General features: G+C 74.5%; 14 protein-coding genes. 7 read left to right on the forward strand and 7 right to left on the reverse strand.

All coding sequences use genetic code 11. The annotated features are described in order from the left end of the window. Window positions 1-193 precede the first annotated feature (193 nt). Both VNL12_RS12925 and VNL12_RS12930 read left to right on the forward strand, forming a co-directional pair. Window positions 194-853 carry an HhH-GPD-type base excision DNA repair protein gene (locus tag VNL12_RS12925; protein ID WP_325595196.1) on the forward strand — a complete coding sequence of 220 codons (660 nt, stop codon included), beginning with the start codon at window positions 194-196 and terminating at the stop codon, window positions 851-853. Then, window positions 850-2,673, forward strand: a complete 1,824-nt coding sequence (locus VNL12_RS12930) for a DUF2207 domain-containing protein (RefSeq protein WP_325595198.1) — start codon at window positions 850-852, stop codon at window positions 2,671-2,673. The genes VNL12_RS12925 and VNL12_RS12930 overlap by 4 nt, the downstream gene beginning before the upstream one ends. Before the next feature lie 33 nt (window positions 2,674-2,706). Here the strand turns inward: VNL12_RS12930 and VNL12_RS12935 are convergent, their stop codons facing one another. The 3 genes from VNL12_RS12935 to VNL12_RS12945 all read right to left on the reverse strand — a co-directional run bounded on the left by VNL12_RS12935 (window position 2,707) and on the right by VNL12_RS12945 (window position 4,270). Next, entirely contained in the window at window positions 2,707-3,468 is a 762-nt protein-coding gene (locus tag VNL12_RS12935; protein WP_325595200.1) for an alpha/beta hydrolase, read from the reverse strand. Between the two features lie 11 nt (window positions 3,469-3,479). Next, window positions 3,480-3,725 (reverse strand): hypothetical protein, encoded by a 246-nt coding sequence (locus VNL12_RS12940; RefSeq protein WP_325595202.1) that lies wholly within the window; start codon window positions 3,723-3,725, stop codon window positions 3,480-3,482. Between the two features lie 77 nt (window positions 3,726-3,802). Next, window positions 3,803-4,270: a hypothetical protein gene (locus VNL12_RS12945; protein WP_325595204.1), complete on the reverse strand. Its 468-nt coding sequence runs from the start codon at window positions 4,268-4,270 to the stop codon at window positions 3,803-3,805. Between the two features lie 92 nt (window positions 4,271-4,362). On the opposite strand from VNL12_RS12945, the gene VNL12_RS12950 reads away from it, so the two are divergent. Further along, on the forward strand, window positions 4,363-5,364 hold the full coding sequence (locus VNL12_RS12950) for a GNAT family N-acetyltransferase (protein ID WP_325595206.1): 1,002 nt from the start codon (window positions 4,363-4,365) through the stop codon (window positions 5,362-5,364). Window positions 5,365-5,612: 248 nt separating this feature from the next. Here VNL12_RS12950 and VNL12_RS12955 read toward each other — a convergent pair whose 3' ends face one another. Beyond that, a complete protein-coding gene (locus tag VNL12_RS12955) occupies window positions 5,613-6,728 on the reverse strand; it encodes an acyl-CoA dehydrogenase family protein (RefSeq protein ID WP_325595208.1) in 1,116 nt (371 codons plus the stop codon). A gap of 93 nt (window positions 6,729-6,821) precedes the next feature. Between VNL12_RS12955 and VNL12_RS12960 the strand changes: the two genes are divergently transcribed. The 4 genes from VNL12_RS12960 (at window position 6,822) to VNL12_RS12975 (ending at window position 9,489) form a co-directional block, all read left to right on the forward strand. Then, window positions 6,822-7,100 carry a type II toxin-antitoxin system prevent-host-death family antitoxin gene (locus VNL12_RS12960; RefSeq protein WP_325595210.1) on the forward strand — a complete coding sequence of 93 codons (279 nt, stop codon included), beginning with the start codon at window positions 6,822-6,824 and terminating at the stop codon, window positions 7,098-7,100. Between the two features lie 16 nt (window positions 7,101-7,116). Further along, window positions 7,117-7,521, forward strand: a complete 405-nt coding sequence (locus tag VNL12_RS12965) for a type II toxin-antitoxin system VapC family toxin (protein ID WP_325595212.1) — start codon at window positions 7,117-7,119, stop codon at window positions 7,519-7,521. Between the two features lie 85 nt (window positions 7,522-7,606). Next, the gene (locus tag VNL12_RS12970) at window positions 7,607-8,158 is read left to right on the forward strand and encodes an RNA polymerase sigma factor (protein ID WP_325595279.1); all 552 of its coding nucleotides are present in this window, start codon (window positions 7,607-7,609) and stop codon (window positions 8,156-8,158) included. Next, window positions 8,155-9,489, forward strand: coding sequence for a neocarzinostatin apoprotein domain-containing protein (locus VNL12_RS12975; RefSeq protein ID WP_325595214.1), 1,335 nt, complete (start codon window positions 8,155-8,157; stop codon window positions 9,487-9,489). The genes VNL12_RS12970 and VNL12_RS12975 overlap by 4 nt, the downstream gene beginning before the upstream one ends. Before the next feature lie 208 nt (window positions 9,490-9,697). On the opposite strand, the gene VNL12_RS12980 is transcribed toward VNL12_RS12975, so the two are convergent. The 3 genes from VNL12_RS12980 to VNL12_RS12990 form a co-directional block, all read right to left on the reverse strand. Next, window positions 9,698-11,128 (reverse strand): DUF2786 domain-containing protein, encoded by a 1,431-nt coding sequence (locus VNL12_RS12980; protein ID WP_325595216.1) that lies wholly within the window; start codon window positions 11,126-11,128, stop codon window positions 9,698-9,700. Between the two features lie 194 nt (window positions 11,129-11,322). Beyond that, complete coding sequence (locus tag VNL12_RS12985) at window positions 11,323-12,387, reverse strand: bifunctional phosphoglucose/phosphomannose isomerase (RefSeq protein WP_325595218.1); 1,065 nt, start codon at window positions 12,385-12,387, stop codon at window positions 11,323-11,325. A gap of 4 nt (window positions 12,388-12,391) precedes the next feature. Further along, window positions 12,392-12,628: a Trm112 family protein gene (locus VNL12_RS12990; RefSeq protein ID WP_325595220.1), complete on the reverse strand. Its 237-nt coding sequence runs from the start codon at window positions 12,626-12,628 to the stop codon at window positions 12,392-12,394. Between the last annotated feature and the right edge of the window lie 3 nt (window positions 12,629-12,631).

The following is a 12,631-nucleotide window of genomic DNA, read 5'->3' on the forward strand; positions in this document are numbered from 1 at the left end:
GGCGCGGCGTCGGGACAGGTCGAGCGCTGGAGACATCGTCGCGACCGTAGGCGACGCCCGCGGTCAGCCCGGGGCGCCCGCACGGGTCCCCTCGCGCCGTACCGGAGCACGATCAGGTCGCCCCCAGGCCGCTGCGGGCCCGGATCGTCACTCCCGGCTCTCGCCCGGTGCGCGGCGACGGTACCTTTGGGGCGTGGCTCCTCCGACCTTTCCTGTGACCGGCGACGAGGCCGCCGACCGGCGGCTCGTCTCCGATCCGCTCGCGCTGCTGCTCGGGATGACGCTCGACCAGCAGATCCCGATGGAGAAGGCGTTCATCGGTCCGCACGTCCTGGCCGAGCGGATGGGCGGACCCCTCGATGCCACCGCCATCGCCGAGGCTCCGCCCGAGGCCTTCCTCGCCACGTTCCGCGGCCCACCGGCCGTGCACCGCTTCCCGAAGGCAATGGCCGAGCGTGTCCAGGCCCTCTGCGCCCACCTCGTTGCACACCACGACGGACGGGCCGACGACGTGTGGACCGGTGCCGCCGACGGCGCCGACCTGCTGAGCCGGCTCCGGGCCCTCCCGGGCTTCGGCGAGGAGAAGGCCCGCATCTTCATCGCTCTCCTGGCCAAGCGCATCGACGTGCGCCCCGAGGGTTGGCAGGGCGCCGCGGGGCCCTACGCGGACGGCACCCGGCTCTCGGTGGCCGACGTCGACTCGCGCGCCGCGTTCGACCGGGTGCGGGCCTGGAAGAAGGAGCAGAAGGCCAAAGGGCAGGCGGTGCCGAAGGCCAAGGCCAAGACCGAGGGCCAACGGGTGAGGGCGACGAGCCTCGCCGCCCGATCACGACCGGAGGAACCGACGCCATGAACCTGAACATGCCCATCCGCCACGCCGGCATGGCCTTGGCGGTGGTGGTGCTGGCGGCCCTGGCCGCCGCCGGGTGCGTCGGCCCCGCCGTCGGCGGCGAGCGCATCCACTCCTTCACCGTCGACGCCGTGATCCGCAGCGACGACACGGTGGACATCCGGGAGGTGATCGACTGGGACTACGGCCCGAACGACAAGCGGGGCATCTTCCGCGACATCCCGAGCGACGGCGGTGCGCCCCAGGACATCACGGTGTCATCGCCCACCGCTCCCGACCAGTTCACGGTGAGCCCCAAGGGCAGCGCCACCGAGATCCGCATCGGCGACCCCGACGTCACCATCAGCGGCCGCCACCGCTACGAGATCACCTACACGCTGCCGGCGACCATCGTCGAGGACCGCTTCGCCCTCGACGCCATCGGCAACGGGTGGCCGGTGCCCATCGAGGACGCCCGAGCCACCATCCTCGGCGCCGAGCTGGACGAGCCCCGGTGCTTCAGCGGACCGGCCGGGTCGACCGATCGCTGCGAGATCACCGAGGTCGACGGCGGTTACCGCACCGCGATCGACCACCTCGACGCCAACGAGGGCTTCACCATCGACGGCGACGTGCTCGAAACCGCGGAGGCCAGCTTCGGAGACGTGCCCCCCTTCGAGGGCCGCGACACCTCGGCCCGGTTCCGCTGGGCCGGCATCGTCGCCGCCATCGGCGCCGTCGTCGCCCTGGCCGCCTACGTCCTCGCCCGCCAGATCGGCCGCAACGAGGTCGCCGGCGGCGGGGCCACCGAGGCCGCGTTCGTGCCCTTCGGCTCGGAGGCCTTCGGCCCCCACCACGATGCGCCCACCGACGCCCCCCCACCGGTGCCCGGCGCCCGGATGGTGGCCGACACCAAGATGGGCGAGCTGGCGGGCCTGGAGTTCGTGCCCCCCGGTGGCATCGAACCGTGGCAGGCCGCGGTGGTGCTGCGCGAGGAGATCGACGACCGGACCATCGGCTCGTGGTTCTCGGGCCTCGTCGCCCATGACATCGTCACCATCACCCGCAACGGCAGCGAGGTCAGCCTGGCCCCCGGCCCCGCCGCGGCGACGGCCGACGCCACCACCGCGCCCATCATGAACAAGGCGCTCGGGGGCAACCGGTCGGTGGAGCTGGGCAGCTACAGCCCCGGCTTCTCGGCCGCGTGGCGAGAGGCGGGCGAGGCGATCACCGCCTGGGTCCAGTCGTCCCACGTGTTCCGCCACCGGGCGCCGTCCTTCGGTGGCGGAGGCGGAGGCGGGCTCCGTGCGGCGGGGGGCAACCCCGGCATCGCCATCGCGTTCTGCCTCGTCCTCCCCGTCGCCGTGGTCGGCACCGGCGGGGCCGCGGCCGCGTTCGGCCTGCGCAGCGCCGTCGGCGCCATCGTCGCCGCCGTCCTGATCCCCGCCGTCATCGGCTGGCTGGCCTACGGCAAGCTCACCCGCAGCCTCAGTGCCCGCGGCTCGGCCATCGCCCTGCGGTCGGAGTCGTTCCGCCGCTTCCTGCACGACAGCGAGGCCCAGCACGTCGAGTGGGCGTGGCAGAACGGGCTGCTGCGGGAGTACTCGGCGTGGGCCGTCGCCCTCGGCGAGGCCGACGCCTGGAACCACGCCATGTCCGCCTCGTCGGTGCCGCCCGTCGAGCAGACGATGTCGGGCAACATCCTCGTCCCCGCCCTCTACGCCTCGAGCTTCAGCTCCACCACCACCGCGCCCAGCTCGAGCGGGTCGGGCGCGGGCGGCGGGTTCTCCGGCGGCGGGTTCTCCGGTGGCGGCGGAGGAGGGGGCGGCGGCGGCAGCTGGTGAGTCCGCGTCCGTCGCTCCCGACGGTGGGGCCGGTCAGGTGTTGGCCTGGCGGTCGAGCCAGCCCAGCAGCACGGCGATGGCGCGAGGGTCGTGGCGAAGCTGGTGGCCGGCGCCGCCGATCATGCGAAGCTCGGCCGAGCCGTGGGCGTCGCTCAGCACCCGGGCGTCGAACTGGGGCACCGCCTCGTCGTCGAGCCCGTGCACGACGAGCAGGGGCCGGGGCGCCAGGCGGGCGACGCGCGCCACCGGCCGGATGTCGCGCAGCTCGCGGGACCAGAGCTCGGGCTGGGCCGGGAAGCCCGGGGTGGAGATGATGCCGATCTCCCGGGTGTGCTGGAGCAGCCGGCGCGGGTGACCGGCCCAGTCGTCGAAGTCGGCCGGGGCGGCGAGGGCCGCGACCCCTGCGACACCGGGGTCGGCGGCGCCGGCGCAGATGGCCAGACCCCCACCGGTGCCGAAGCCGGCGAGCCAGGTGCCCTGCACGTCGGCGACGGCCCGCAGCGACGCCAGGCCGGCCTCGAGGTCGGACTGCCACCCCCCGAGGGAGAAGTCCCCCTCGGAGCCGCCGGCCCCCCGGAGGCGCACGGTCAGCACGACCCACCCGAGGGTGGTGGCGATCCGATCGGCCAGCTCGGGCAGGTCGGTGCCCGCGGCGGCGGCCCCGGCGGTGGCCGGCGGCAGGCCGTGGGTGAGCACGAGCCCGGGGCGACCGGTGCTGCTGCGGGCTCGAGGTCGGGCCAGGTGGCCGACGAGGGCCAGATCCCCCGAGCGGACGGGGTGCTCTTCCACCGGCACGGTGGAGCGTCCTAGCCCGTCGCCTCAGCGTCGATGTCGGTCTCGGCCTCACGGGCGACACGGGACCCCGGGCAGCGGCACGGGCGGTAGCCACGGTTGCGCGCCTCAGCGAGTGTGTCGGGCCCGAAGCAGAGGTAGGTGCGGGCTTCCATCAGCTCCTTGACCGGCTCCTCGTCGCAGTGGTCGAGGTCGTGCACGTGCTGGTCACGCTTGTCACCGACCCAGCGGCTGTGCTCGAAACGGGTGGGACGCTCCATGGGCCGACCTTAGGGCCGTACGCCGACGACGACCGATCTCGGCCCCCCGACCGACGCGCAGCAGGCGCCCCGCCGGGTCAGACGGCCCCGTCGTCGGGCGCGGGACCGGGACCCGCCTCGAGGCCCAAGGGGGCCTCGGTGCCGACGGCGCCGATGGCCTGGAGGTAGGTGAGGCGGGCGTCGAGGATGGCGACGACGTCCTCGTCAGCGAGGGCCGGGCGCTCGTCGGTGGCCCGCTCGAGCACGCGGCCCACGGCGCCGTCCTCATCGAGGACCTCGTCGCTCTCGCCCTGCGCCACCTCCTCGGCGGTGGCCGCCTCGAGCACCTCGGCGTCGGCCTGCAGCACCCAGCGCACGTCGTCGAGGCTCACCCGGGCCGTGACCGGGTCGGGCAGGCGATCCGCGACGAAGGCGATGGCCTCTTCGAGCTCGAACACCGCAGGCTGGACCCGGGACTCGAGGAGCACGACCTCACGCCCGATGGCGTAGAGGGCGATGGCCACCACCAGCCCGATCGCCACCGCGATGAGCACGATCACCAGCATCGGCGGCGTCCGGTCCGAGTCGCAGGGTCGCTCACGCTCCGATGATGCCAACTCGGGGGTACCCGCCCCGCACCGGGGGCCATGATCGCGCCGTGCTGCTGCCTGCGACCGACGCCGACCTGCCCTTCCTGCGAGCCATGCTCGCCGAGGCGGCGTTTCCGCCCGGCACCCCTCGACCCGCCGACCCGCTCGCCGATGACCACGTCGCCCGCTACCTCGACGGGTGGGGCCGTCCCGGTGACCTGGGCCTGGTGGCCTGGGAGGGGAGCCGGCGCGTCGGTGCCGCGTGGACCCGGCGGATGTCGGCCGATCGGGCGGGCTACGGCTTCGTGGGCCCCGACGTCCCCGAGCTGACCGTCGCCGTGGCTCCCGCGGATCGCGGGCGCGGCCTCGGGCGGGCGCTGGTGGGCGGTGCCCTCGACCAGGCTGCGGCCCACGGTACGGCCCGGGTGAGCCTCAGCGTGGCCGACGCCGTCAACCCCGCCGCCGTGCACCTCTACCGGGCGCTGGGCTTCACCGAGGTGGCCCGCGATGCCGGCTCGCTCACCATGACGGCCACCACCGCGCCCCCACCGCCGACCGACGCGGACGCCGGCGAGCCCGTGGCCCGCGACGCCGGCGCGGCCGACGGCCCCGCCCTGGCCCGCCTGCGCGAGGTGATGTTCATGGGCGACGGTCTGGCCGGTCGTCCGGGGTGGGTCGCGCCGTTCCTCACGGCCTGGACGGACGGGTGGTCCTCCGGTGCGTGGCGGGCCACCGTGGTCGACGACATCCGGGGCCGTCCCGTGGCCTCGGCCCTGGCCGTGGGCAGCACCGTTGCGCCGGCGCCCGGGCGCGAGCAGGGTCGCGCCGCTCACATCGGCTCGGTGGCGACCGAGCTGCGGTGGCGCCGGCGGGGGTGCGCCCGTGCCGCCACGAAGGCCCTGGTCGACGCGCTGGATGCCGACGGCGTCGAATGGATCACCCTCAACGCCACCCCTGAAGGCGAGGCCCTCTACGCCTCGCTCGGCTTCACCGCGTCGACCGGGGCCCGGCACCGCTCGCGCCCCGGCCGACGCCGAGCCCCAGTGGTCGGCGAGCGCGAGCGGCGCTAAGGGGCCGACGCCCGTCGACGACCCGTCGGCTGACGATTCGACGTCGATTCGCTGCCCGACGAGGCGGGTCGTGCTTCCAGTCGGGCCGGCGCGTCGTCGCCGTCGCGCCGGCCGATGCACCCAGGACGCCCGTCCGCTGGCGATTCGACGTCGATTCGCTGCCCGACGAGGGGCTGTCCCGGCGGGGCGACGCCGATGGCGCCGACATGTCGGACCCGAGGTGACCCGCCTGGCGGCGGACGGGCTCGCTACAGCCCGATGCGCTGGGCCAGCAGCTCGCGGTGGTAGGTCGGATCACCGAAGAGCAGCTCGGAGGACTTGGCCCGCTTGAAGTACAGGTGGGCCGGGTGCTCCCAGGTGAAGCCGATGCCGCCGTGGATCTGGATGTTCTCGGCGGTGGCGTGGAAGTACGCCTCGGAGCAGTAGGCCTTGGCCAGCGAGGCCACCGACGGCAGCTCGTCGTTGAGCTCCGAGGCGCACCAGCCGGCGTAGTACGCGGCGGACTTGGCCGACTCGACCTCGAGCAGCATGTCGGCGCACTTGTGCTTGATGGCCTGGAACGAGCCGATGGGCCGGCCGAACTGCACGCGGTCCTTGGCGTACTGGACGGCCATGTCGAGCACGAACTGGGCGCCGCCGACCTGCTCGGCGGCCAGGGCCACCACCGCCAGGTCGAGCACCCGCTCGAGCACGGTCCAGCCCTCGCCGTCGGTGCCGAGCAGGGTGGCCGGCGTGGCGTCGAGGGTGAGGCGGGCCTGCTTGCGGGTCTGGTCCATGGTGGGCAGGGCCTCACGGGTGAGGCCCGACGCCTCGCCGTCGACGACGAAGAGGCTGACGCCGGCGTCGGTGGTGGCGGCCACGATGATCGTGTGGGCGACGTGGCCGTCGAGCACGAACATCTTCTCGCCCGACAGGGTGTAGCCCTCGCCGTCGCTGGTGGCGGCGGTGGTGATGCCCGAGGCGTCCCACTTGCCGTTGGCCTCGGTGAAGGCCACCGTGGCGATGGTCTCGCCCGAGGCGATGCCGGGGAGGATCGCCGCCTTGGCGTCCGCGTCGCCGGCGTGCAACAGGGTGTTGGCGGCCAGGGCCACGGTGGAGAAGTAGGGCGCGCAGAGCAGGGCCCGGCCCATCTCCTCGAGGATCACGACCAGCTCGATGTAGCCGTAGCCCGAGCCTCCGTACTCCTCGGGGATGGCGAGGCCCTGGAGGCCGAGCTGCTCGGCCATCTGGCTCCACACCTTGGGGTCGTAGCCCGTCTCGGTGTCCATCTGCTCGCGGACCGCGGTCTCGGAGGACTTGTTCTCGAGGAACTGGCGCACGACCTTGCGCAGCTCCTCCTGCTCGTCACTGAAGGCGAAGTTCATGGGCGAGAGGATGGCCCACGGGCGGCGGATCGCGCCACGCCTCAGGTGTCCACGCGTGTACACGTGAGGGCGTCGGTCCGGTAGCGTGCGGCCATGACCGAGTCGGTGCCGGTGCGCACGTTCCGGGCCCAAGTCGCGGCGTTCCTGCGCCGGGCCGAGGGCGGAGAGCGCATCGTGGTGACCGTGGCCGGGCGCCCGGTGGCCCAGCTCGGACCCCTCGACCCCGGCACCGGGGTGCCGACCATCCCGGATCTCGCCGCCCGCGGCCTGGTGACCCCTGCCCGGCGGTCCGACCGTCCGCCGCCGGATGTCCGCCTCGACCCCTGGCCCGGCACCCGCCTCGACCGCCTCGTCGCCGAGGTCCGCTCGTGACCCTGCTCCCCCGCTCGTGACCCTGGCCCTCGACACCACCGCCCTGCTGGGCCGCTACCTCACCGGGCCCCACCGCCGCATCGTGCTCGACGCCATGGCCGACGATCATTCGTGGTGCGCGTCGGCCCTGGCCCTGGCCGAGGCCCTGCCCCTCGTCGACCGCGTCACCGAGAACCCGGTCGATCGCGACCGCCTGCGCCGGGCGCTCCGCGACGACTGGGAGCGCGTGCACGTCGTGCCCGTCGACGCCCTCTGCCTCGACCGGGCCGCCGAGCTGGTCCGCGAGCAGCCGCTGCGCACTGTCGACGCCCTGCACCTCGCGGCGGCCGACCGCCTGCCGCCGCCGGTGCGGTTCGTGACCTTCGACCCCCGCCAGATCCCCGTCGCCCTCGCCCTCGGCCTCGAGGTCGTGTCCACCTGACCGACCGGGTGGGTCGGGGCCCCCTCACGGCAGAGACGCCCGACAGCCGCTAAAGGAGCGGGGAGGCTCGTGACTCGGGGAGGTGATGGTGGAGGACTTCGACGGCTGGTACGAGGAGCTGCGACCGTCCATGGCGGTCGCCCTCGCCGCCTGGTGCGGTGACGCCTCGGTTGCCGCCGACGCCCTCGACGAGGCCTTCGTCCGCGCCGTCGAGCGCTGGGAGAGGGTGCGCACCATGCCGTCACCCGCCGGCTGGGTGTGGCGCACGGCCACCAACGTCGTCCGCCGCCGCCAGCGCCGCCACCGCATGGAGCACCACCTGCTCAGACGGCGCGCCGCCGGCGAGTCCGAGACGGTGGCCGGGCCCGACGGCACCGACCTCGACCTTCGACGGGCGCTGGCCCTGCTCACGGACCGCCAAAGGACGGCCATCGTCCTGCACCACGTGGCCGACCTCGCCTACGACGACGTGGCCGAGGCCATGGGCATCGCGGTCGGGACCGTCGGCGCCACCCTGCACCAAGCCCGCCAGGCTCTCGCCCGGCACCTGGCCGAGACCCCCAATGAGGTCGCCCCTCGTTCCTCCGCCCGCCACCCGGGGACCGACCCCGCCCCCATCGATGGAGCCCTCCCGTGACGAACATCGAGACCCGTCTCAAATCCCTCCGCACCACGCCCGTCGCCGACGGACCGGGCTCCGACGACCTCCGACGTCGGGCCGCACGCCGCGCCCGCCGCCGCCGGGTGGCGGTGCTCGCGGCAGCCGTGCCGGTCCTGCTCGTGGCGATCGCCGTGGCCGCCAACACCTTCGGCGATGAACCCGCAGACCGGGTGCGGACCGAGCTCGGACCGGCGAGCACCGACCCCGAGCCGGGCTCGAGCTCCACCCTCCCGTCCGGGCCCGAGGGGAACCGTGTGCTCGGCGGGGCCGAGGATGTCTCGGTCGACGTCACCCCCCGCACCGGCCTCCGCGACGGCGATCTGGTGACCGTCCGCGTCGAGGGGCTGGACAATCTGCCCGACGCCGTGGTCCTGATGTGCGCCGGCGACGTCACCGCCGATGACGCGTCGAGGTCGTGCACGACATCAGCGGTTGAGCAGGCCGGGGTCGAGGGCCAGGTCGCGGCGTCGGCGGAGCAGACGGTGTCGGTGAGCCGGACGCTCCAGATCACTCGCGGCTCGGCGGACCTCAACCAGGCCGAGCCCTACGACTGCGCCATCGAGCCGGCCGGGTGCGTCCTGGCCGTGGGCCCCTTCGCCCTACCCCCTCGCGCCGTCCTCGTGCCCCTCACCTTCGCCGACGTCGGGCCCCCGGTCGCGCCGAGCATCACCGCCTCTCCCCGCACGGGTCTGGCCGAGGGTGAGGCCGTGACGGTGCGGGCCGAGGGGCTCCGGCCCAACGGGGCGTTCGTGATCGAGGTGTGCGCCCCGGGGGAGTCCGCCTGCGACCAGATCGGTCCCTCGGCGCGTGCCTCGTCCGATGCCGACGGTGCTCTGGTGGCCACGGTGACCGTGCGGTCCGCGGTGTACTCCCCCGACGGCCGCACGGACTGCACGACCTCGCCCTGCGCCATCACGATCCGCGACGAGAGGTTCCAGGTTCAGGCGGCCGTCCCGATCTCCTTCGCGCCCGGCGTCGAGGCCCCCGTGCCCGAGCTGGTGATCGATCCGGCCGGCCCCTACGTGCCGGACCAGCAGGTCACGGTCCGGGGGACCGGGTTCCCGGCCGGGGCCGTGGTCAGGCTCGGACAGTGCCCCGCCGACCTCGACACCGCCGCCGAGGAGCGGTGCGTCTACCCGGCGGTGCTCTATGCGATCGTGGTGGCGGCCGACGGAACCTTTACGGCAACCACTGACCTGAGCCTCGGCACCGCCCTGGGCCCGTGCGGCCCGGACCGCCCCTGTCACTTGGGCTGGGTCCTCAACCACGGTCCCACCGTGGCTACGGCGCCGCTGCCCACCGCCTGATGGGACGACCCTCGTCAGGGCCCCGGTCGCCCCTTGGCCCTCGGCGGCGACGTCGTGTCCGCCTGTGCTCACGCGCTGCCGGGGCGCGCCAGGTCCGATGGTCTCGGGGGTCGAGGTCTTGGCGCCGTGCGGTCGGCCGCCCACACCGACCGAGCGCCCCCAGGTCCCGGCAAGATGCGATCGGCGGCGCACACAGACCCCCGGGGCGTCAGGTTCCGGACGCGAGGTGCTCCCACGGCAGGTCGGCCCGCTCGGCCGCGGCGGACCCTGCCCGGTAGCCGAGGGCGTCGACGGGCCGGGACCCCGCCCGGCTGGTGACGGCCGGGAAGAGCCGGGCCATCTGCTCGTCGACCTCGGCCTCCCGGGCGGCGAGCACCGGCACCAGCGCACCCCCGCGGGCCCGGTCGACATCCGCGACCGCCGCATCACCGGCGGCCTCGAGGCGGTCGCCGATGCGGTGGGCGAAGCCTCGGAGGAACGAGGAGCGGAAACCGCGGCTGCGCTCCCGGGACCCCGCCGTCGAGCGTCGCGCCAGCTCCTGCAGCGCGGTCTGCGCCTGCACCAGCAGCGAGGTGAAGAGCACCTCGACCGCCTCGACGTCGGACTCGAAGCCCACCACCGTCGACATCTGCACCCCGGGCTGCGACACCGACCGGCACCGGCTGGCCCCGGCCACGACGTGGACCAGGAGAGCCTTGGCGTCCGCGTAGGGATCGTCGAGCAGCAGGCGGCGGGCGACGGGGCGGGTGCGGGGCCCGGACCCGGGGCGGGCGACCGTCGCGTGCTCGAGGGAGTGGCGGGTCATCAGCTCGTGGGCCTTGGCCGTGAAGGCCTGGGCCTCGGCCTCGAACGTGGTCGCCTCGGCCTTGGCGAGCAGCGCCCGCACCCGCTCGAGCACGCGGGGCTCGATGCCCGACGGTGCGGCCCCGGCATCGTCGCCCACGGCGTCGAGGGTGATGTCGGGGCGACCCGGCACCGGGAGCAACACCTGGAGCTGCGGCAGGCGGCCGGTGGCCGCAACGAGGTCGCACACTGCCTCCACCCCTGCGTCGGGCCCGTCGCCCACCGCGGCGTGCAACCAGCGCGACGGCACGTGACCAGGACGCTCCGGCGGGGTGATGCCGAGCTCGCTCAGCTGAGCACGCCAGAGGGGGTGCAGGTCGCGCCCGGCGCGCAGCACCGCGTCGGCCGCGACCGCCGCCACCAGAACCGAGGCCGCGCCCGCGCCGGCGACGCGGCGGGTGTGCCACTCGAGCTCGGCCGGTTGCCAGCCCCCGGTCCACGCCGCCGCCACTGTGGCCTCCACCAAGGGCTGCGCCGCGTTCACCACGACGGCAGGCGGGAGCCGGCGGAGAGCATGGCGGGCGGCGGCGACCCGCGGGGCGCCACCGGCGGCGAGCAGGGTGAGCATCTGCGCGGCCACATCCTCGGGCCGCGCCTCGTCTCGCGCCGAGCGGCGCTCGCCCCACCCCGCGCCGGGGTCACGGTGCCGACCGGGCCCCGCGTCGGGTCGGCCCCCAGCGCGGGAATCAGAGGCATCGGGGCGGCTGCGGGACGCCTCGGGGCCGGACGGACCCGGTCGAGCGCCGGGTCCGCGCCGAGGGCGGCGCTTGTGGAGGGTCTTGCGTCGGGTCGACATGGACCCGACCTTAGAGACCCCCTACGACAACGAGCGCCACCCTCGCGCCGATGGGGCATCGACGTTCGGCGACCGCAGCCGTACTGGTAGCGGATCTGGGGGCCAGAACACCCGATGTCGCTACCAGTTCGACGTGATGGGGGGTTCGGCGGGGTGGGGGGCTGCGGACCGGCGGGTGAGGCGGGCGAGGACGGTCAGCCGTGGGAGAGGGCGCGCTTGAGGTCGTCGAGCACCGGCACCGGGCCGGGGTCGAGGCCCTCCTGGGCGGCCAGCTCGAGGCTGACCATGTCGCCCACCAGGCACAGGTCGAGCAGCTGGGCCAAGGCTCCGTCGCCCTCGGCGGCGACGGTGTGGATGGCGCCCACCACCTCATCGAGGAGCTCCTCGAGGATGTCGAAGCGCCGCGACTGCTGCGGGTGCTCCTCGTCGTGGCGGAGGAACACCATCTGGAACACCTGGCGGGTGAGGTCACCGTGTTGGCCCCAGCCCACCAGCTCGTTGTGTCCCAGCTCGGGCACGACGTTGGCGAACGCGGGGGTCTTGGCGTTCTCGTTGACCTGCGTCTTCCACCGCGATGAGGTCACCCGGCCCACGGCGCCGGCGCCGTAGATGATGGGCAGCGAGCGGCCCAGCTTGCGGGCCAGGGCGGCCGCCGGGCTGTGGTCGGAGGCGAGCTCGTCGGCCCGGTGCCGCAGCTGGGTGACGGCGGCCTGGATCCACCCGTGCGCGCCGGGGAAGAGGCCCATGCGCTCGAGCACCACGAGCGGCGGGGTCACCATGGCCCCGATGCCGGCCCGTGGGACGGCGATGCCCTCGGGGACGGGGGCCAACGCCGCGCCCCACTCCTCGGCCAGCTCGGCCAGGCGCCCGCCGCCGGAGACGACGAGCATGCGCCCCCCGGCCTGCTGGGCCTCCTCGGCGGCCTGGAGCGTCTCCTCGGTGTCGCCCGAGAACGAGACGGCCACGACGAGGGTGTCGCGGCCGACGAAGCTGGGCGCGTCGTAGCCCTTGGAGACGACGACGGGGATGGGCAGGAACAGGTCGCCGACGGCGTCGAGCACGTCGCCGACCACGCCGCTGCCCCCCATCCCGAGCACCAGGATGTTGGCGATGTCCTCACCCTCGGGCAGGCCGGTGACGGCCTCGCCCACCGCCACCGCGTCGGCGACCTGGTCGGCCAGGCCGAGCGTGGCGGCGCGCAGGCCGAGCGAGTCGATGCCCCGCCGGGTCGGGTCGGTGTCGGTCGGCTCCCCTGCCATCAGCTCAGGCCTCGAACGTGGGGGTGACGTCGTCGGTCGCAGCCTTGGCGACGAGGCGCTCGTGCTCGGCGTCGGTGACGCTCTCGGCCTCGTCGACGAGCATCACCGGGATGTCGTCCTCGATGCGGTAGCGCCGCTTGAGGCGAGGGTTGTAGAGCGAGGACTCGTCCTCGAAGTACAGCAGCGGTCCCTTGTCGTCGGGGCAGGCCAGGATGTCGAGGAGCTGGGTGTCGAGGGCCATGGG

The sequence above is a fragment of the Iamia sp. genome (assembly GCF_035575815.1).
GTDB lineage: Bacteria > Actinomycetota > Acidimicrobiia > Acidimicrobiales > Iamiaceae > Iamia.